Annotated in this window: 20 protein-coding genes; all 20 read right to left on the reverse strand. The window is 45.2% G+C overall.

From position 1 onward, the window contains the following. Positions 1–8: 8 nt before the first annotated feature. Entirely contained in the window at positions 9–1,079 is a 1,071-nt protein-coding gene (gene buk / locus GT1_RS00675) for a butyrate kinase (RefSeq protein WP_188396684.1), read from the reverse strand. Between the two features lie 114 nt (positions 1,080–1,193). Beyond that, positions 1,194–1,985: a sporulation transcription factor Spo0A gene (gene spo0A, locus GT1_RS00680; RefSeq protein ID WP_188396686.1), complete on the reverse strand. Its 792-nt coding sequence runs from the start codon at positions 1,983–1,985 to the stop codon at positions 1,194–1,196. A gap of 217 nt (positions 1,986–2,202) precedes the next feature. Further along, on the reverse strand, positions 2,203–2,463 hold the full coding sequence (gene hfq, locus GT1_RS00685; RefSeq protein ID WP_075755234.1) for an RNA chaperone Hfq: 261 nt from the start codon (positions 2,461–2,463) through the stop codon (positions 2,203–2,205). A gap of 40 nt (positions 2,464–2,503) precedes the next feature. Then, a complete protein-coding gene (miaA, locus tag GT1_RS00690; RefSeq protein WP_188396688.1) occupies positions 2,504–3,442 on the reverse strand; it encodes a tRNA (adenosine(37)-N6)-dimethylallyltransferase MiaA in 939 nt (312 codons plus the stop codon). Beyond that, positions 3,439–4,257 (reverse strand): class I SAM-dependent methyltransferase, encoded by an 819-nt coding sequence (locus GT1_RS00695; RefSeq protein WP_188396690.1) that lies wholly within the window; start codon positions 4,255–4,257, stop codon positions 3,439–3,441. Before GT1_RS00695 ends, miaA begins: the two co-directional genes overlap by 4 nt. Positions 4,258–4,266: 9 nt before the next feature. After that, a complete protein-coding gene (mutL, locus tag GT1_RS00700; protein WP_188396692.1) occupies positions 4,267–6,078 on the reverse strand; it encodes a DNA mismatch repair endonuclease MutL in 1,812 nt (603 codons plus the stop codon). Further along, on the reverse strand, positions 6,075–8,687 hold the full coding sequence (gene mutS / locus GT1_RS00705) for a DNA mismatch repair protein MutS (RefSeq protein WP_188396694.1): 2,613 nt from the start codon (positions 8,685–8,687) through the stop codon (positions 6,075–6,077). Before mutS ends, mutL begins: the two co-directional genes overlap by 4 nt. Before the next feature lie 27 nt (positions 8,688–8,714). Further along, positions 8,715–10,055 (reverse strand): tRNA (N6-isopentenyl adenosine(37)-C2)-methylthiotransferase MiaB, encoded by a 1,341-nt coding sequence (miaB, locus tag GT1_RS00710; protein WP_188396696.1) that lies wholly within the window; start codon positions 10,053–10,055, stop codon positions 8,715–8,717. 204 nt (positions 10,056–10,259) lie between these two features. Further along, positions 10,260–10,628 carry a sulfite exporter TauE/SafE family protein gene (locus tag GT1_RS00715; RefSeq protein WP_188396698.1) on the reverse strand — a complete coding sequence of 123 codons (369 nt, stop codon included), beginning with the start codon at positions 10,626–10,628 and terminating at the stop codon, positions 10,260–10,262. After that, complete coding sequence (locus GT1_RS00720; protein ID WP_188396700.1) at positions 10,625–10,981, reverse strand: sulfite exporter TauE/SafE family protein; 357 nt, start codon at positions 10,979–10,981, stop codon at positions 10,625–10,627. The genes GT1_RS00715 and GT1_RS00720 overlap by 4 nt, the downstream gene beginning before the upstream one ends. A 15-nt stretch (positions 10,982–10,996) precedes the next feature. After that, a complete protein-coding gene (locus GT1_RS00725) occupies positions 10,997–11,341 on the reverse strand; it encodes a DUF3870 domain-containing protein (RefSeq protein WP_188396702.1) in 345 nt (114 codons plus the stop codon). Between the two features lie 97 nt (positions 11,342–11,438). After that, a complete protein-coding gene (locus GT1_RS00730) occupies positions 11,439–12,266 on the reverse strand; it encodes an Asp23/Gls24 family envelope stress response protein (RefSeq protein WP_075755216.1) in 828 nt (275 codons plus the stop codon). A gap of 109 nt (positions 12,267–12,375) precedes the next feature. Continuing rightward, positions 12,376–13,197: a PHP domain-containing protein gene (locus GT1_RS00735; protein ID WP_188396704.1), complete on the reverse strand. Its 822-nt coding sequence runs from the start codon at positions 13,195–13,197 to the stop codon at positions 12,376–12,378. Beyond that, positions 13,194–14,690 (reverse strand): leucyl aminopeptidase, encoded by a 1,497-nt coding sequence (locus tag GT1_RS00740; protein WP_188396706.1) that lies wholly within the window; start codon positions 14,688–14,690, stop codon positions 13,194–13,196. Before GT1_RS00740 ends, GT1_RS00735 begins: the two co-directional genes overlap by 4 nt. Before the next feature lie 136 nt (positions 14,691–14,826). Next, positions 14,827–15,087, reverse strand: a complete 261-nt coding sequence (locus GT1_RS00745; RefSeq protein WP_075755210.1) for a stage V sporulation protein S — start codon at positions 15,085–15,087, stop codon at positions 14,827–14,829. A 218-nt stretch (positions 15,088–15,305) separates the two neighbouring features. After that, complete coding sequence (locus GT1_RS00750) at positions 15,306–15,827, reverse strand: hypothetical protein (RefSeq protein ID WP_188396708.1); 522 nt, start codon at positions 15,825–15,827, stop codon at positions 15,306–15,308. 144 nt (positions 15,828–15,971) lie between these two features. Further along, positions 15,972–17,525, reverse strand: a complete 1,554-nt coding sequence (rny, locus tag GT1_RS00755) for a ribonuclease Y (RefSeq protein ID WP_075755205.1) — start codon at positions 17,523–17,525, stop codon at positions 15,972–15,974. Between the two features lie 163 nt (positions 17,526–17,688). Next, on the reverse strand, positions 17,689–18,135 hold the full coding sequence (locus GT1_RS00760; protein ID WP_188396710.1) for a regulatory protein RecX: 447 nt from the start codon (positions 18,133–18,135) through the stop codon (positions 17,689–17,691). Further along, positions 18,135–19,196, reverse strand: a complete 1,062-nt coding sequence (recA, locus tag GT1_RS00765; RefSeq protein WP_188397470.1) for a recombinase RecA — start codon at positions 19,194–19,196, stop codon at positions 18,135–18,137. The genes GT1_RS00760 and recA overlap by 1 nt, the downstream gene beginning before the upstream one ends. A 265-nt stretch (positions 19,197–19,461) precedes the next feature. After that, positions 19,462–21,036, reverse strand: coding sequence for a DEAD/DEAH box helicase (locus GT1_RS00770; protein ID WP_188396712.1), 1,575 nt, complete (start codon positions 21,034–21,036; stop codon positions 19,462–19,464). Between the last annotated feature and the right edge of the window lie 11 nt (positions 21,037–21,047).

Raw genomic sequence — 21,047 nt, forward strand, 5'->3', positions numbered from 1 at the left:
CTTACCTGCTATTCATATATTTTTGCGGCTTCTTCGCCACGCAGCACCCGTAAAGCACCTTCAACCAATGCCTGAAGCTCATCTTCTCCCGGATATACCAAGACCTGATTGATAAATTTCACCCGGTCGGTAATCATTTTTACAAGCATGGTCGAATGGGCCAAACCGCCGGTCAGGACAATGGCATCCAGAGCACCGTTTACCACTGTGGCCATGGCACCAATTTCTTTTGCCACCTGGTAAGCCATAGCTTCATAAATAAGCGCCGCTTTAGTATCACCATTAGCAATACGGCTTTCTACTTCCCGTCCGTCATTGGTGCCAAGATGCGCTACCAGGCCACCTTGTCCAACCAGTTTCTTATTTATGTCATCAAGACTATACTTGCCGGAGAAGCACATATTGACAAGGCCATAGGACGGCAAACTGCCGGCACGTTCCGGTGAAAACGGTCCTAAATCATTCGGGTTGCTGACATCAATCATCCTGCCTCCTCGTTGTATCCCGACGGAAATACCACCGCCAAGATGAACCAGGATTAACGTAAGAGCCGTGTATTCTTTGCCCATTTCCTTGGCAACTCTATGGGCTACGGCTTTCATATTAAGGGCATGGAACAGACTGCGGCGGGAAATCTCCGGTAAACCGGTAATACGGGCCAACGGTTCAAATTCATCAACACTTACCGGATCAACAATGAAAGCCGGAATTTGAACCTGGTTGGCTATACCTCTGGCTAAAAGCCCGCCCAGATTGGAAGCATGTTCGGTTTGTACTCCTATGATTAAATCTTCAGCCATAGCATCATTAACGGCATAGGTCCCGCTGGCAAGCGGTTTTAACGGCCCACCGCGGCCAACAACAGCCGACAAGTGGTTTACTTTAATATTATTGTCCGCCAAAGCCGCTTCTACTAATTTTAACCGGTAGTCATATTGATCGCAGACTTTCGCAAAGGCTTTCAATTCAGTAGTACTATGACGGATAACTTGCTCAAAATCAATTTGTTCATTGGTATATACCGCTATTTTTGTTGAAGTTGAACCGGGATTAATTGCCAGGATTTTGTATTGATTCATACTGCCTCCATACCACAGTCTAGTTAATTATATTATGTATTCATTGCCTGATGCAAAAATCCTGCCAGACGAAACAAACCCTCCTGACTTAATTGTCCAGAGGGTTTGTACAGCTTAGCTGGCTCTCATTTCCATGCGGAGTTTATCGGCAATCATCGCCATGAATTCCGAATTAGTAGGTTTACCTTTGTCAAGCTTAATGGTATAACCAAACAATTTATTAATCATGTCAATATTGCCCCGGTTCCAAGCCACCTCAATGGCATGGCGGATAGCCCGCTCAACGCGGCTGGGAGTAGTAGAGTATTTCTCAGCAATCATGGGATAGAGAACTTTCGTGACAGCTCCTAACAATTCTACCTCAGCGACAATCATCATAATGGCATCGCGAAGGTATTGATAGCCTTTAATATGCGCCGGAATACCAATTTCTCTGATGATATTGGTAACCTCTACATCTATGGGCCGGGTCTTAACTATCGGCACAGTAGCGGCGGCAGTAACCGGACGGGTAGTAACAGCCGTTCCGGCTAATTGCCTGATTCGATTAATAAGCACGTCCATGTTGAAGGGTTTTAAAACATAGTAATCGGCACCTAGTTCTACTACCCGCTGGGTAATGCTTTCCTGACCGAACGCGGTCAGCATAATGATCTTGGGGCGTTTGTTAGCTGAAGCGTTAATGCGCTCCAAAACACCGATCCCGTCTAAATGTGGCATAATGATGTCTAAGACTATAACATCCGGAGATCTTTCTTCAATAATCGATAGCATTTGTTCTCCGTTATAAGCTACACCAACTAACTCAATATCAGACTCTCGGCTAAGACATTCCTGGAGAATCTCCGAGAACTCTTTGTTGTCGTCAGCGATAGCTACTTTAATTGTTTCGCTTAGCGTTACCATTGGCATCCTCCCTGCAATTCTCTTATATATTAATGCATGTTACAACATATTCGACAAAATCGCGCCAGTTCCTTCCTGGTTTGGTAGAAAAAACCAATTTATTTTAATTAAATTCTAAATATTACCTTAATTATATATGATACAAGGATTCTATGACAAGCCTGATGTGAAAAAGTACTCCAGGCATCTGCCTGGAGTACTGCAAGACACGGCTAACTTATTTATCGGTTTTAACGGCTTCCTCTTTTTTCTCATGCAAATTGGCAGACAATGGACGAAACGGAGTCACTGTTGAAATTGCATGTTTATAGACTAACTGCTGTTTACCTTCGTTTTCAATTATTACAGTAAAATTATCAAAGCCTCTTACGGCTCCACGCAATTGAAATCCATTAACCAAATATATAATTACCGGCACGCTTTCTTTTCGTACTTGATTTAAAAAACTGTCTTGCAGATTAATGACTTTGTTAGTCAAATGAAACCCCTCCGTATCAATGTTCTACTCTTTTTCTATTCTACCTTATACAAAACTTTCCTGCAACATACTTGTAAATAGCTTCCAGTAAATTATTGTAATTACCGAATTTGTCCACATCAAACCAGGTTATATAAGACATACGCCGGTAAAAGGTCAATTGCCGTTTGGCAAAGTTTCTCGTGGCTTGTTTTACCTGTTCGACTGCGGTAGCTAATTCTTTCCCTTCGCTCAGATGCTCAATAATCTCTTTATACCCAATGCCGCGCATAGCTTGACAGCCTGGCAATACTCCCTGCTGCAGCAGTCTGGCTACTTCATCTACCAAACCTTGCTCAACCATGATATCAACCCGTCGGTTAATCCTTTCGTATAACCGGGCTCTATCCATAGTAAGTCCAATAACAGCAGCATTATAAAGAAGCTCTGTGGGTGCTGTTTTGTCTTGAGAAACAGTTTCGCCGCTTACATAGAATACTTCCAGTGCCCTGATTATCCGGCGCAAATCATTAGGATGCAGCCTGGCAGCAGTGTCTGGCTGAACTTTTGCCAGGAGAGTATGCAGGTATTCATTCCCTTGCTCTGCCGCCAGATTAGTCAATTTCTGCCGCAGGACCTCATCGCCGGGAGCCTGACTAAAGCGGTATCCTTCAAGCAGCGCCCGCACGTACAGGCCGGTGCCGCCCGCCAAAATGGGAATATGTCCGGTGTTATTGATTTGGGTAATAAGTTTTTGGGCATAATTGCGAAAATCAACAACATTAAATTCTGCAGCCGGCTCTAAGATGTCAATAAGATGATGCACCACACCATCGCGCTCAGCCAAACTGGGTTTGGCAGTACCAACATCCAACCCCCTGTACACAAGCATAGAGTCGCCGGAAATGATTTGGGTGTTGAATTCTTTCGCCAAATCAATACTTAGTTTGGTTTTGCCTACGGCAGTGGGGCCAATAATTACTATCAAGCGTTCTGTCATAATTGGCCTCCGGCAGCTTTGTCTGTGTGACAGTCGATAATGCCATATTGTATGCTGCTGTATTTGCCGCCAACGATTGTCGTTATCCCCAGACGCGAAAACTCACCACTGCCTGCCGCTTCTTTTACCACAACTTTTTGCCTGGCTATCCGGCAGGCTTGCTCCACAGCTTCCGGTGTAAGAGAACGGTTATCTGCCAAATTTCTAATCGGGTGTAAGTTAGAGCTCTTATAAATCGGCTGACGAAACATGGGGTCAAAGTATACAACATCAAAACTGCAATCCGGTACTGCTAAGAGATATTGAAAATAATCGGCGTTTTCCACTTTAATCCGGCGTAAAGCGCTGGTGATATCATATTCAGGCTGAGGTTCAAGCGCAAAATTTTGCAGTCCAAGTCTGGTTATCAAAGCTATTATGGGTGAACTTTCCAGTCCAACAACCAGACCGCTTTCACCGGTTACAAAACTGGCAACAATAGCATCTGTCGCCAGACCTAAGGTGCAGTCAAGCACTGACATGCCTGCTGCCAGCCCCATGGCAGCCACCATATGGTCATGTTTTCCATTTAACAAGTTTTTTATGCGTAATTCGGCCATACTTAGGTGAAAAAAGTATTCACCATTGCTGGTGTGTACAATTGGACCATCAACAGCAGCGACAATAATATTACTCACTTTATATTGCTCCCTGATTGCCGCCAAAGATTGCCGGTTGCGTTCTATAAAAGGAGCATTCAGTGCCGCTGCCATCTGTTTCGCGGTTTGTACAACACAGGCTGAAGGCTGCCCAGCGGTTGTAACAATCAAATCCATGGTAACCACCTAGGTCCGCTTAAACATTTTGGCCAAATCATCCGGGCCAAATTTCACGATTGTAGGGCGCCCGTGGGGACAAGTGTAGGGCAATTCGGTTGTATATAGTTCACTAAGCAGGGCTTGAATTTGCCGCATGTTGAGTGACTCTCCCGCCTTAATCGCGCTGCGGCATGCCGCCATTTGCAGATAGGCATGCCGTAATTCCTGCGCCGATGGTTGGTGCATATCACCAATTAATTGTAAGATTTGCCTTAGAATAGCTTCGGCGTCGGTCAGGGGAATATCTGTTGGCATTTCCAACAGACGCATGGTATCGGGACCAACCTGTTCCAAAGTAAAGCCAAGCTGGTAAAATGTGTCATGATGTTCGACAATACTGTTGCAATCGTCACTGGTAAATTCAAAATATTGTGCCACCAGCAGTTGTTGGACCGGTACACGCCCTTTGGAGCGGCTTAAACGGTCATATAATATCCGCTCATGGGCGGCATGCTGGTCGATAATGTACAGACCGTCCTGCCCCTGTGCCACGATGTAACAAGCGTTGATCTGGCCCAGCGGATAAAGGTCGCATTCGGCATTGGCCGAACGGGAATCACTATACTCTGCTAATGGCTCCTCCTGCTGCAAGGACTGTCTAACAGCGGCAAAGGAAATATTTTCCTCACGCCACAATGCAGGTTTCCATGGCTCCGGCGCTGCGAACATACTGGTATGTCCCACGGCAGGAATGCTGTGTTTTTGTCCGCTCGGACTGCCGGTAATAACCGGCTGGTTTATCATAGGTTCTGTCTGGGTCTCATTCATGGCAGTCTGATTATGTACAGGCGCCGACAGGCTGGAGGATACGGCTTTATATACTGCCCGGTACAATTTTTGCTCATCACTGAATTTGACTTCTTTTTTCTGGGGATGAACATTGACATCAATGGTTTCCAGGGGTATGGTGAGCCGCAGCACGGCCAGCGGATACCCATTTTTCGGCAGCAGCGAGAAATAGGCATTATCAAGCGCTTTGGCCAGCATTCGGCTGTTTACCACCCGGTTATTAACCATAAAGGTTTGCCATTGCCGGCTGCTTTTTAGCAGTACAGGCTTTGCCACATAGCCTGATACAATGATGCCTTCGTTGTTATACTCTACCGGCAGTAATTCCGGCACCACCTTGTGTCCGTAAATATCGGCAATGGCATTAACTAACTGCCCGGTACCGCCGGTCGAAAGCACCAGGCGGTTATTGCTGATTAATCGAAAAGCTATGTGCGGGTGCGACATGGCTAATTTTGTCACCGCATCATTAATATGTCCGCTTTCCGCCGGCGGCGTCTTCAGGAACTTGCGCCTTGCCGGTGTATTGAAAAACAAATCGGCAACAGTCACAGTGGTGCCGCAACCTGCCCCGGCCTCGCGAGCATCTGCCAATACGCCGCCATTAATTTCTACATAGGTTGCCAAAGCATCGGTTTGCAACCGGGTAGTCAGCGTAAATTTGGCTACCGCCGCGATGCTGGGCAAGGCTTCGCCGCGAAAGCCCAGGGTTTGTATTGCCGCCAGATCTTCGGCGGTTCGAATTTTGCTGGTGGCATGGCGCTTTACAGCCAACAGGGCATCTTCATATCCCATGCCTTTGCCGTCATCGGTTACCCGGATAAATTGTGTGCCGCCGTCAACTATTTCAACTTCTATACTGGTACTGCCGGCATCAATTGCATTTTCGACAAGCTCTTTAACGACGGCAGCCGGCCGTTCTACCACTTCACCGGCAGCAATCTTATTGGCGGTATTCTCATCTAACAGGTGGATAATTTGCTGGCTCATAACCTTCCGGTTTCCTCTCTGGCTTTATTTTGCAGTTGATACAATACATTCAGCGCTTCTAAGGGAGTGAGGGTCATAACATCAACAGCCAACAGTTCGTCTGCAACACCTGAACCAAACAGCGACATCGTAGCGGCGTTAGCCGGCTTGGCACTTTCCTCTTTACCTGCTGCCGGTGCCTCACTGTTCACGTCAGCCTTACATTGTTCTAAATCCTGCAAAATTTGCTGGGCCCGTTCAATAATCCGCTTAGGTAACCCGGCGAGCTGAGCGACATGCACACCATAGCTCTTATCTGCCCCGCCCGGTATAATCCGGCGCAAAAATACAATATCATTACCACGTTCTTTTACAGCCACCGAATAATTTTTAATGACTTTACTGTACTGGGCCAGCTCGGTCAATTCATGATAATGTGTCGCAAACATAGTTTTGGCTTTAACCTTGTCTTTGATATATTCGACCACTGCCCGCGCAATGCTCATACCATCAAACGTACTGGTCCCACGGCCAATCTCATCTAAAATAAGCAAGCTATTGGCTGTGGCAAATTTTATAATTTGCGCCGTTTCCGTCATTTCAACCATAAAAGTACTTTGGCCTGTTGCCAGATCATCACTGGCTCCTACCCTGGTGAAAATCCTGTCAACAGGACAAATTGACGCCTCCCGCACCGGAATAAAGCTGCCAATCTGCGCCATAATGACAAGCAGTGCCACCTGACGCATGTAGGTCGATTTACCAGCCATATTGGGGCCGGTTATAATCATTATCTCACAGTCGTGATGATTGAGCCCGGTATCATTTGGCACAAACATTTCACCGGCTAAAAGCCGCTCAACCACCGGATGGCGTCCGTCCTTGATGATAAGCTCCCTGCTCTGATTCAAACCAGGACGTACATAGTTAAAGCGAACCGCTGCTTCATTTAAGGAAATAAGCACATCTAACTGGGCTATTTGCCTGGCAGTCTGCTGGATTTCGCAAATCCGCTCTTTAATATAGTCCTTAATGGTAGTAAACAGCTGATACTCAATAGTAACAATCTTTTCCTGAGCGCCAAGCACCTTTGTTTCAAATTCCTTAAGCTCAGGTGTGATATACCGCTCGGCATTGACAAGGGTTTGTTTACGGATATAGGTGGGAGGAACTGCACCGGCATTGGCGTGAGTAACTTCAATATAATAGCCGAAAACTTTGTTATACCCGATTTTGAGCGACCTGATGCCTGTAGCCTCACGCTCCCGCAATTCCAGTTCCTGAATCCACTCTTTGCTGTCTCTGGCAATACTCCTAAGCTCGTCCAGTTCTAAATCGTAACCTGCACGAATAATGCCGCCCTCACGAATACTAAAGGGAGGATTGTCGACAATGGCTGCTGCAATCATTTGGGTTACATCGATATGGGTTTTAATCGCCTGTCCGATACCGGTCAATAATGCTGCCTGGCAATCCTGAAGCTTGACCTTTATCTCAGGCAAGACTGATAAGGATGTTTTCAGCGCCGACAAATCCCGCGCATTGGCGCTGCCTACTTCAACTCGGGTCAGGATCCGTTCAAAGTCATATATCTCACCAAGCAGTTCACTTAAAGCTTCGCGGGTTGCCCCTTTATCCGACAAATCGGCAATTGCATCCTGCCGCTTGAAAATACCGACAGGACTTAACAGCGGAAATTCCAGCCATTTTTTAAGCAGACGCCCGCCCATCGCGGTTTTGGTAAAATCCAGCACCGCCAGCAATGTGCCTTTGCGCCCGCCGTCACGCATGTTGCGGGTAATTTCAAGATTTCGCAAGGTTGAGGCATCCAGGACTAAGTAGTCCTGGGTATCCACGCGTGTCAGCTTATTAACATGCGAAAGATCGCTTTTTAAAGTATGGTGCAAATAATACAGCAGATAGCCGACGGCAGCCTGGGCCCCCGAACTGCCGGGCAGTTCTTCACCGGCAAAATGCTGCCTGGATAGTTCATTAGCCAGTAACGAGTCCGGCATTGCCAGGGTAGTAACCGCACAAGCGGGTACTCTCTGACCGAGAAAGCCGTTTATTGCCGGAAAGCTTTCTATTTTGCCCACTACCACCAATTCTGCCGGCAGCAGGCGGTACAATTGGTCACAAACAGCCGTTGTGCGGAAACTGCCGGCAAAGACCGCCCACAAACACTCTCCGGTAGAAATATCGGTGGCTGTCAAACACAGTTCATCGGCTTCCTCATATAGTAAGGCCAGGTAATTATTTGCCTTATCAGGCAATGAGGCTTCAGCCAGCACAGTGCCTGGCGTTATAATCTTGACAACTTCTCTGCGGACAATGCCTTTGGCTTGTTTTGGATCCTCCACTTGTTCACAAATAGCCACCTTGTAACCTTTACTGATTAATTTAGCAATATAATTATCGGCGGCATGATAAGGAACACCGCACATCGGAACACGCTTATTCTGGCCTCCCTCGCGCGAAGTCAGAGTAATTTCTAATTCCCGTGAAGCGGTCTCGGCATCTTCAAAAAACATTTCGTAAAAATCGCCTAACCGGAAAAATAGTATCTCACCACTATGCCTACTCTTTACCTCCCGGTATTGTTCCAGCATTGGGGTATAGCTTATTGCCATAGTGTAAATTCTCCTCTACCAAAACAATTAAATCAAACGGCCTTTCAAAACCCAGGTCTGCGCCGTATCAATCTGAATATGTACCAAATCACCGGCTTGTTCCTGACCTTTTTTCGGCCATAACACAATTTTATTTGTACGGGTTCGTCCCATAAGGGTATTATCATCATTTTTACTGGGACCTTCAACCAGCACTTCCATACTCTTACCAACAAGCTGTTCATTGATAGCCAGACTAATTTCATTTTGTACCGTCATTAGCTGATTAAGACGGGCCTTTTTCGTTGGCAGAGGTACTTGATCCGGATATCTGGCCGCCGGTGTACCTGAGCGTTGTGAATAGATAAAGGTATAAGCCGCGTCATATCTAACCGTTTTAAGGAATTCCAGCGTTTCCTGAAATTGGTCTTCCGTCTCTCCCGGGAAGCCGACAATCAAGTCAGTGGTAAGACTGGCACCGGGGACAGCCTGGCGAATCTTAGCTACCAGTTGACGATAGTAGCGAGTGGCATAACCCCGGTTCATGCCTTCAAGGATAGCATCGCTGCCTGCCTGAACCGGCAAATGAAAGTGCTCGCAGATCCTTTTACTATTTTTAATGGTTTCAATGACCTTATCGTTCATATCCCGCGGATGTGAGGTCATATAGCGGATACGGGCAATCGTATCAACCTGGTCGGCGGCACGCAGCAAATCTGCAAAATCAACCTGTTCCTCACTGTCTTTTCCATAGGAATTGACATTTTGACCAAGCAGTGTTATTTCTTTGAAACCGTCCTGGCCCAGTTGCTGAATCTCATTTATGATATGCTCAAGCGGACGGCTGCGCTCGCGCCCTCTGACATAGGGGACAATACAATAGGTACAGAAATTATTACAACCATACATGATCGGTACCCAGGCAGATATTTTCCCTTTCCGTACAGTCGGCACATCTGGCGCAAGTCGCTGAGCCTGATCCCAGACAGCCAGAACCGGTTCGCGGCTTTCCTCCAGTTTAGCAATAAGTTCTACAAGTTGATGGGTATTATGGGTGCCCATAACCAGATTGACATGAGGAAATTTTTTAAGGATTTTATCTTTGTCCTTTTGGGCCATACAGCCAACAACCCCAATAATCAAATTAGGATTAACCAGCTTTAGCCTTTTCAGTTCACCGATTTTACCATAAATTTTCTTTTCGGCACTCTCCCGGACACAGCAGGTATTTATTAAGATTATGTCGGCTTGCTCCATATTTTCTGTAATCTCATAGCCAATTGTCCTCAATTGACCGGCCAGCCGTTCTGAGTCATTCAAATTCATTTGGCACCCGAAAGTAATTGTGTGAAAAAGCTTGGGTGAGCCGTGATTTTGCTTTGATTCCATCTATGTATCAGCTCCAATTGCGAAAGAGTATCTGCCAATTATTATAGCTTAAATTTTAAGCCAGCACAAATTTTAAGCAAACACGGCTTATACCACAGCCTGAACAAAAGCCCAAGCCGGTATTGATTCAACCGCAATGTCCGTTGCTGGCATCAGACGCAAAAAAAATCCCCGGCAATAAAAATCGCCAGGATTTTTTTTGTGCTATTTTTTTCGTGTTCCCCAAATCATTTTAAAACCGGAATAAATAACAAAAATGCCAAAAATCCGTTTAAGTTCACTGGCAGGTATATGTTGAACCAAATTAGAGCTGATTAAAGCTCCGACAATAGCTCCTCCGGCCAAATAGAGAACAGCTTGGTAGTGAATCAGCTTATCTCTATGAAAATGCCACACACTGACGAGAGCGGTAGGAATGATAACCAGCATGGAAATCCCTTGCGCGGTATGCTGCGTTATGCCTAAGATAAAGACCATCATCGGCACCAGCACCGCGCCGCCGCCAATGCCCAGCAGCCCGCTTAAGATACCGGCACCCAGGCCGATTGCAAAAATAATAAAAACGGCACTCACGATACCACCATCCTCAAACCGACAAGTATGAGTAAAAGCCCAAATAGCTGTTTTAGCCGGATGGCAGGGATTCTTTTCATTATCCGGGCCCCGATACTGGCGCCGCACATACTGCCAATAGCTAAATTAACCGCCAAACCCACATCAATATTGCCATGAAAACCATATACGGCACTGCTGACAAGGGCTGTCGGAATAATCACCGCCATTGAAGTGGCTTGAGCAATATGCTGGGTAATAGAAAAATAGGTTACCATGAGGGGTACAAGAAAGATGCCGCCGCCCACACCGAGTAAGCCGCTGAGAATACCTACAACAAAGCCGGCTCCCGAAAACTTCAGTTGTTCAGACATTATTAAAACCCCTTATTAATCAATGGTACAGGGGGCCAGGCCCTCTTTATAACTGCGGTATTTATCATAAATGATGCGAATGGCGGTAATGATTGCTTTCTTAGCGCTGCCTTGATACGTTTTGTCCACAACTCTAACCAGACTCTCCGGATTGGCAATAGATTTGCCAACTAAAATCGAGGCTACATGATTACGAGCTACCGCTGTAGCCAGGGTACAGTCGGCTTCCATGATGGTTCCCGTATCTTCATCAATACTCAGCACTACGCCGATAACTTTATAAATTTCACTGGCTGTAATTCCTGTGGGTAATTTTGCGTACCCTGAAAATAAAATACGCTTATTTCTATTGTTTTCCACAGTTTCCCATCCTCACATATAGTATCTTACTAAAGTTAACAGGCTTGTCGCCGAAAACGCCGGTCAAACGCAACCGCAGGCAATGGCTGCCGGAGAATTATTCAATACTTAACCGTTTAACCATCACATTTACTTCTTTAACGTTCATGCCTGTCATGTACTCAACAACCTGCTTGACACGGGTTTGAGCATCCTGTACGACATTCCAGATCGATGGCCCATATTTAATGGTTACATCCAACGAAATCGAAATTCCTTTTTCTCTGTCCTGCGAGTTTTTAATATGTATTTGGCCTGTTTTGGTAACAGCCTCCTCGCTTGTCGCAACATAGTCCACAATTGCCGCTATTACTGCATCGGAGATAAGCAGCTTTCCATAATAACTAAAGGTCGGCCGGACAATTGATTTTTCTCCCAGCTTACGCCGCTGCTTTGAGCGGGATTTTTTAAAAAAGACATCCAGCGGATCAATTAAATAACCGGAAAAATGCGGTTTAAGTTCAATCGTAGGTACAGGAATAATATGTTTCCCCTCTTTTAGCCTACTCTCTTTCGCTTTGGCAATTTCACCCCTAGTGGCAATATCCTCAATCCGGATTACCTGGCTGATTGGCGGTAGATTCAGCACATCCACTATTTTTTCTACCATGTTTTTGGATGTACCCAATACTAAAATACGGCCAGGTTTTACTCTAACAATTGCATCTCTAACTTCAACAGCATGGTCAGGTTCCATAAATATGGCACGTTTGACAGCACGAATTTTGCTTGGCTCTTTTTTTGCTGAATAGCCGGCAATAATTTTACTGTCCTTAATTAACAGCCCGTCGTCAATAATTGTATCAACGTCATATTCGTGCGCAACAATTAGCGCCCGATGGCTTTTGCCCGTTCCACTTGGACCTACCAGAGCGATGGTGTCCATAGGCCAGCCTCCTGCCCAAATAATAAGATATAGCCAGTTATTATTAGAAAGGGATTCTTTCTAATAATATAAAAATAAACACCTTTGCAGGTGTTGTCAAGTAAAAGTATCACATTGACAAAGATTCAACAATAGCAGTCGGAATCGTGAAGCTGCCCAGTTCCTCAGGATACCTGCCGGGAATAGCATGGAAATCGGAACCGCCTGTTATTTTCAATTTGTATTTGTTGGCAATCCCCAGGTATTTGTTTGTCATTGCCTGGTTATGCTCCGGATGATATACTTCCAAGCCATGAATACCGGCTTGGATTAAATCAATAACCAAATCATCGTTACCGACCAGGCCGGGATGCGCCAATACGGCAATACCCCCAGCCTGTTCGATTAAGCGGATTACTTGTTCCGGAGTCATTTTATAATGGGGAACATATGCCGGGCCATTTTGGGCCAGCGTCTGTTCAAAGGCTGCCGCAACTGTATTAAAGTATTTTTTCTCGACAAGCGCCTTGGCTATATGCGGCCGCCCTACGGCTTCGGCTTGCCCGGCAATGGTCAATACCCGGCGGTAATCAATCGAATAACCCAATTTATTTAATTTATCTACCATAACTTTGGCACGCTGCAAACGGTCCTGGAGAATAATCTCCAATTGATCGTTAAGCTTACCATTGTCAATATCAATATAATACCCCAGAATATGGACCTCATATTTCGGTAAATCGGTGCTGAACTCTATCCCGGGAATAATGACCGGCTTGGCAACAGCTGTATCGAAAGCAGCAGCTCGCCGCAGCTCTTTATGGGCAGCAACGGTGTCATGGTCCGTAATAGCAATATGGCTGAGGCCTGCCCGCCTGGCCTGCCTAACAATTTCCTGGGGCGATAACCGGCCATCAGAAGCCGTGGAGTGAATATGCAAATCAGCAATCATAACCGGCCCAGGTTGGCAGCCAATTGAATGAGTGTCCGAACCCCTGCCCCGGTACCCCCCTTGAGATTATAACCCTTATTCTTATCTGTATCCGATGTTCCGGCTATATCCACATGTACCCATGGGGTTTCGCCAGCAAACTGTCCGATGAATAAGCCGGCTGTAATTGCCCCGCCCGGCCGGCCGCCGCTATTTTTCAAATCAGCTATTGAACTCTTGATTTGCTCAAGATATGCTTCATCATTAGGCAGCTCCCACATTTTTTCCCCTGTTTGCCAGGCGGCAGTGGTGACTGCTGCCAGCCACTCGCGATTGTTGGTAATAACACCTGAATAAAAACTCCCGAGCCCAACAACACACGCCCCTGTTAATGTTGCGATGTCAATCAGCTTAGTGGCCCCCAGTTTTTGGGCATAGGTGATCGCATCTGCCAGAATCAACCGTCCTTCGGCGTCGGTGTTTAACACCTCAATGGTTTTCCCACTCATCGATGTAATAATATCACCTGGCCTGTAGGCCGTTCCGGATGGCATATTTTCAGTACACGGCACAACAGCTAAAATATTTATTTTAGGTTTAATTTGGGCAATAGCCAGCATAGCGCCTAACACAGCGCCGCCCCCAGCCATATCCCCCTTCATTTCATCCATATTTTGACTGGGTTTTAGTGATATTCCACCACTGTCAAAGGTAATCCCTTTGCCGACATAGGCTATAACTTCTGGCTTTGCCGGAGCTCCCGCATACTTTAAGGCAATTAATTTAGGAGCGGCAACGCTGCCTTGCGCTACTGCCAACAGTGCACCCATCCCCTGTTTTTCCATATCCTCTTTATCAAGTACGCTTAGTTCCAAACCGTATTTTTGGGCAATCTCAGCAGCATGCCACGCCATTTTGGCCGGGGTCATATATTGAGCCGGGTGATTTACCAGGTCGCGGGCATAATTTACACTTTCGGCAATTATTTTGCCAAGCCGCATTGCCTCATTATATTCATCAATTTTTGTGCCGTCCTGTATCGCAATAACAAGTTTCTCGATGGCAGGAGAATCCTCTTTGCCGGTTTTGTAATGTTTAAACCGATACAGCCCCATGACGGCCCCCTCAACAACAGCTTGAGCCGTTTGGCAGCCTTCTGCCACTCCCGTATCTGGTACAGTTGTTACTACCGTTTTCGCACGGAGCTTTCTGGCAGCCCGCATTCCAACAGCAATAAGCGCGCGGGCTTTGTCTAACGTAAGTTCACTTTGCTTGCCCAGACCAAGCAAAATAACATGTTTCGCACCAATTGCACCAAATGTATGTATAACTGTGGTTTCACCATACTTACCACATTCCGGCATATCACGAATGATTTCACTTATATGTCCACTTAACGCTTTGTCTACAGCGCCGGTTGTTCCACCGGGAATCATAGCGCCTTCAGATACATGAATAATAATGGAATCACATACAATTTCCGGTAATGAGCCGGCAATGACCTCAAGTTCCATCTTTTTCACTCCTTATACTGATATACCATCTATACTATTCCATGATATTTTATATGGTTATATTATGCCATAAAATACTTATTAAAAACACTAAAACCTGTTCAAGATGAACAGGTTTCAAGCTTTCGGTAAATAATTAGCGAGGCTCAACAATCAGTTTGATGGCAGTTCTTTCTTCACCATCAATAAGAATATCGGTAAAGGCGGGAATACAGATTAGATCAACTCCATGCGGCGCTACAAACCCTCTTGCAATCGCTACTGCTTTTACAGCCTGGTTAAGTGCTCCGGCACCAATTGCTTGAATCTCGGCGCCACCACGTTCTCTCAATACACCAGCCAAGGCCCCTGCTACAGAATTAGGATTAGATTTTGCTGATACTTTCAATACATCCATGCTTTTATGTGCCCTCCTTTGATAAAAAAAAATTATTAGTTCTATAAATTAGATATATTCGTTATACGGCAAAAAATACCTTTTTTCACAAATAAAAAAAATCTAATTATTACAACAAATTCAATAAATTCATTTTTTATAGCAACCAATAACGCATTATAGGCACATTGCAGTAACAACAAAGTCAAATACCCATTGTTGCAGGGCAACCGGACATGCTATTTGTTAAACACAAACACACGCCCATCTTCCCGAATACCAATAAGACCGTGATTATCATTATATTGTTTACGCATATTTTCCAGCATATCTTCTATTACTTCGTCTTGCAGCCGGAGGTCTTCTTCTAACATGGTATCATTATGGTCAGCAACCAAGCGCTCGGCAAACCGTTCTCTAAGAAGTTTGATCGTTAAGTTAATCTCTCCCCGGGACATAGTGTGTACATCCCGCGTAATACTTAGCATTGCCACTTGCTCATAGGAACTTAGTTCAACATCCATGCTGCTGGTTTTAATGTCCTCCAATAAATGATATGCCGCAACACTATTAATAATAAGTCGTTTAAGGTTTTCAAAGTCCACGGCCGTGGGAATACCGGAAATCATAAATGTAAGTTTTATCGAATTTTCCTCAGGATCAAAGTTGATGGTTCCAATTTCAGGATACCGCACCAACATAGATATAAGCAGGTTTGCCCCATCAGAAACCTGTTGATCATTTTGATTAAATTCAGGCATGTATTTTCACCATCCAAAAAGTATATATATAGAGCAAGTATTCTCTGAGAAGATGCTAAATCCTGCTTTTAAATTCTTGGTAAAAAATCTAAAAAACGGCTTTACCTAAAGGTAAAAGCCGTTTAAATAGCTCAATTCATTTTTTTACTTCGCATAATCAACAGCACGCGTTTCACGAATAACTGTTACTTTAATTTGACCCGGATATTCTAGTTCACTCTCAATTTTCTTCACAATATCCCTTACCAAACGAACAGCAGTTAAATCGTCAATCTTATCTGGTTTAACCATAATACGAATTTCGCGGCCTGCTTGAATAGCAAATGACTTTTCTACGCCATCAAATGATTCAGCGATTTCTTCCAATCGTGTTAATCGCTTAAGATAGCTTTCTAATGTTTCTCTACGAGCTCCCGGCCGCGCAGCAGATACAGCATCAGCTGCCGCTACCAGCACTGCCTGAATGGTTTTAGGTTCTTCGTCACCATGATGCGCAGCAATAGCATTAATAACCTCAGCTGTCTCACGATATTTCTTAGCTAAATCGGCACCAATGGTAACATGCGGACCCTCAACTTCATGGTCAACAGCTTTACCAATGTCATGAAGCAACCCTGCCCGCTTGGCTAACATTACATCCACGCCAAGCTCGCTTGCCATAACTCCGGCCAAATGTGCTACTTCAATGGAATGCTTAAGTACATTTTGGCCGTAACTGGTACGGAATTTTAATCGTCCAAGAAGTTTTATCAGCTCCGGATGCAAACCATGAACACCTGTTTCAAAGGTAGCTTGCTCGCCTGCTTCCTTAATTTTCTGTTCAACTTCTTTTTGCGCCTTTTCAACCATTTCCTCTATGCGAGCCGGGTGAATACGCCCATCAACGATAAGCTTTTCCAGTGCTATTCTGGCAACTTCCCGCCGAACAGGATCAAATCCTGACAAAATAACCGCTTCAGGTGTATCATCAATGATTAAATCAATACCGGTAAGGGTTTCAAGGGTTCGGATATTGCGGCCTTCACGACCGATAATCCTCCCTTTCATTTCATCATTAGGCAAGGAAACTACCGAAACAGTAGTTTCTGCGACATGATCAGCAGCACAGCGCTGAATGGCCAGTGATATAATCTCTTTGGCTTTCTTTTCCGCTTCTTCCTTGGCCTGTTGCTCCAATTCTTTGATGAGCATAGCTGTTTCGTGCTTAATTTCATCTTCGACATTGGCAAGCAGTAAGCTGCGGGCTTCCTCGGAGGTCAAACCGGACAGTCTTTCGAGTTCAGTAAGTTGCTTGGCATAAAGCTCGTTAATCTTTTCTTGACTTTTATCCAACTCAGTTTCTTTACGACTGAGAATCTCTTCTTTCTTTTCAAGAGAATCGATTTTTCTGTCAAGGTTTTCTTCTTTTTGCACCAAGCGCCGTTCCAGACGCTGAAGTTCTGTACGACGTTCTTTAATTTCCCGCTCAAGTTCACTTCTAAGTTTATGAATCTCTTCTTTGGCTTCTACTAGTGCTTCCTTTTTCTTAGATTCGCCATCCTTCTCAGCGTCTTCTAAGATTTTTCTGGCTGCATTTTCCGCAGAAGCGATTTTGGCTTCGGCAATATTTTTACGTACTAAATAGCCTGCACCAGCACCTAGCAGTCCGACTAAAATTGCGGTAAGAATAATTTCTAGTATATGTTCCACCTCCTTCATTTTGCAAAATAGCTATTAAGGGTAAAGCCGATATTTAGCTCGCTTTCAAAAGTAGCTGCTCTGATGCTTTATCAACATACAGGCTCTCTTAAAAGTTTACCTAACTAGATTTAACTTGTTACACGATTGGATAATTTTATTGTAAATGTTTTTCAAATAGGTGTCAAGGTGACATATCCCTAAGGTGCTTTAAAACTTTACTGACAGTTCCTGGGCTAAATCCTTTTGCCGCTAAACGGCGCACTAGCTTCGGCATTGCAGCCTCATGACAGGCCAGGTATTTTTGGGCTAAATTAAGGGCTGCCTGATATTCAAATTCCTCATCCCGGCTCATTAGCCTTTCATTAATCAAAGCTGCCGGCAAACCTCGCCGCCTTAATCTCATATAAGACTCTTTTACACTGTATTTATTCATCTCAGCATATTTTTCCAGGAGCCGATCACAAAGCGCGGCATCATTCAGATAGCCGCGCTCAGTAACATATTGAATAGCTGCATGTACTGCATCCTGGTCATAACCTTGCTGTGCAAGCTTTTGCTCAAGCTCGTACTGACTATAAGTTCTATTCTTTAACAGCGCAACAGCAGTGTCAGCTATCTTCTTATTCATCAGACTTCAAAAGCCTCGTCACTATCCTCGCTAAAAGCCTCATCACTTTGACTTAAGGTTTTATCAAGCTTGGCATCGCCGGTAAGTAAGGTTTCGCGGATCTTCTTATCAATTTCATCGGCAATTTCCCGGTTTTCTTTGAAAAATTCCTTGACGTTTTCCCGCCCTTGCCCCAGCCGTTGTCCATTGTAAGAAAACCATGCGCCGCTTTTATTGATAATATCAAGGCTAACTCCCATATCCACCAGACTGCCTTCACGCGAAATACCTTCACCATACATTATGTCAAATTCAGCCTGTTTGAACGGAGGAGCTACTTTATTCTTAACAACCTTGACCTTCGTGCGGGTACCGACAACATCATTCCCTTGTTTCAAAGTATCGGCCTTGCGAACATCCAAACGGACTGACGAATAGAATTTCAAAGCACGTCCACCGGTGGTTGTTTCCGGATTGCCAAACATAACACCGACTTTTTCACGAATTTGGTTGATAAAGATAACCGTAGTACGCGATTTACTGATAATACCGGTAAGTTTACGTAAGGCTTGAGACATTAAGCGGGCATGAAGACCGACATGCGAGTCTCCCATATCTCCCTCAATTTCGTTTTTGGGCACCAAAGCAGCTACCGAGTCAATGACAATAACATCAATAGCCGCACTGCGCACCAGTGCCTCAGCAATCTCAAGCGCTTGTTCACCATTATCAGGCTGGGAAATTAAAAGATTGTCAATGTCAACACCCAGTTTTTTGGCGTAAACCGGATCAAGAGCATGCTCGGCATCAATAAATGCAGCTATACCTTCCAGTTTCTGTGCCTGGGCTATAATATGTAACGCAACTGTGGTTTTACCTGACGACTCTGGCCCGAATATTTCAATAACGCGTCCCCGCGGTACGCCACCGACGCCGAGCGCAATATCAAGAGGTAATGAGCCTGTTGGGATAACTTCAATATTCATTTTGGCAGCCGCTTCGCCAAGCTTCATAATAGCGCCTTTGCCAAAATCCTTCTCTATCTGCCTCATAGCATTTTCAAGTGCTTTGAATTTGTCCATTTCCCGGTTTTTCTCAAAATCTTTCGCTTTATCCACGATAAATATAAACCTCCCCCGCTAACTATATATTCAGCATTAAAGAAGTTTACAGGCACAGGCAGGAGGCATGTTGACAATGCCGCACCGCTGGTGCCTGACTTTCACTGCCAACACACCTCCCGCCTGCAAACTTTAACGCTCTGTATATATACTAACAGTATACAAACGTTTGTTCGTTTTGTCAATCCTCTTGCCGGGTGATGTTTGCCTATATGGTATTTGTATTTTAGCGTCCCTTTGCCGGTTCTATATTAATCCGGTAGCCTTTAATGGTGTTTTTATTCATGACCGACAGTACCCGTTCGGCAACGGTTTCCGGTACTTCAACAAAGGTAAATTTATCATAAATATTTATTACACCGATGATACTGCCTTCAATGTCAGCTTCTTCGGCAATTGTGCGAACAATGTCCTGTGGCTGAATTCGTTGCGCCCGTCCGGCATTAATAAATAACCTTACCATGCCAGGCTCGGCCCCGGTGTTGGCAAATTGGGTTTTCTCAAGACTTACCTGCTCTTTGTAGCCTTCTTGAAACAGTTTTAATGCAGCTGCCGCAAGCTCGATCGGGTCGTAATCGGCAGCCAAATCAGCGATAATACTGCTATAGGCATCAAACCCGCCGCGGTTAATGGTCTGAGTGAGCTGGTTTTTAATCACTTCTGTCTGACGTTCAAGAATATCGGCAGGTGATGGCAATTGGCGCCGCAGGATGCGTGTCCTGACCTCTTTCTCAATAATCTTAAGCTGTCTGTACTCACGGGGTTGGATAAAAGTAATTGCCACACCCTTTTTCCCGGCGCGGCCTGTACGGCCAATGCGGTGAACATAGGATTCAGGATCTTGAGGAATATCATAGTTAATAACATGGCTGATATGATCAATATCCAGCCCCCGCGCAGCAACATCGGTGGCAATAAGAATATCCAGCTTACCGTCACGGAATTTTTTCATAACCCGGTCACGCTGCGTCTGGCTTAAATCACCATGCAATCCGTCTGAAATATAGCCGCGCGCCGACAAAGACGCCACCAGATCGTCGACACCTTTCTTCGTCCGACAAAAAATGATAACCCGGTCAACCGTCTCGGAATCGAGTACCCGGCACAAGCCGTCAAGCTTATCACGGGTTTCGTAATAGATTTGGTCAATCAGCGGCACTGTCAGTTGCTCTTTACTAATAGTTACCGTTACTCTGTCTTTCATATACCTATTGGCTAATCTCATTATTTCAGCCGGCATAGTGGCCGAAAATAGCAGGGTTTGGCGCTCAGTGGGAACATGCGCAAGGATACTTTCAATATCGTCGATAAAGCCCATATCCAGCATTTCATCAGCTTCATCAAGTACCAGCATTTTTACATGGTCCAGCTTGATCGTGTTTCTGCGAATATGGTCAAGCAGTCGACCAGGAGTTCCGATGACGACCTGTACACCTAATTTGAGCGTTCTAATCTGTCTTTCTATGGCCTGCCCTCCATAGATAGGCAAGGTTTTAATCCGCTTGAATTTCCCGATTTTAGCCAATTCTTCAGAGACCTGGATGGCCAGTTCGCGCGTTGGGGTAAGCACCAGGGCTTGTATTTGTCTGGCCTCGGTTATCCGCTCCATGATCGGTATACCAAAGGCGGCAGTCTTACCTGTCCCGGTCTGTGCCTGACCTAAAACATCCTTGCCTGTTAATACCAGAGGGATAGTCTGGCTCTGAATGGGAGAAGGTTCTTCAAACCCCATCGCCGTAATAGCTGCTGCTGTTTTCTTACTTAAAGCTATCTCACCAAATAAAGTTACTGTGTCTTTCAATATAACAACCT

Source organism: Sporomusa sp. GT1, assembly GCF_014634905.1.
Classification (GTDB): Bacteria; Bacillota; Negativicutes; order Sporomusales; family Sporomusaceae; genus Sporomusa; species Sporomusa sphaeroides.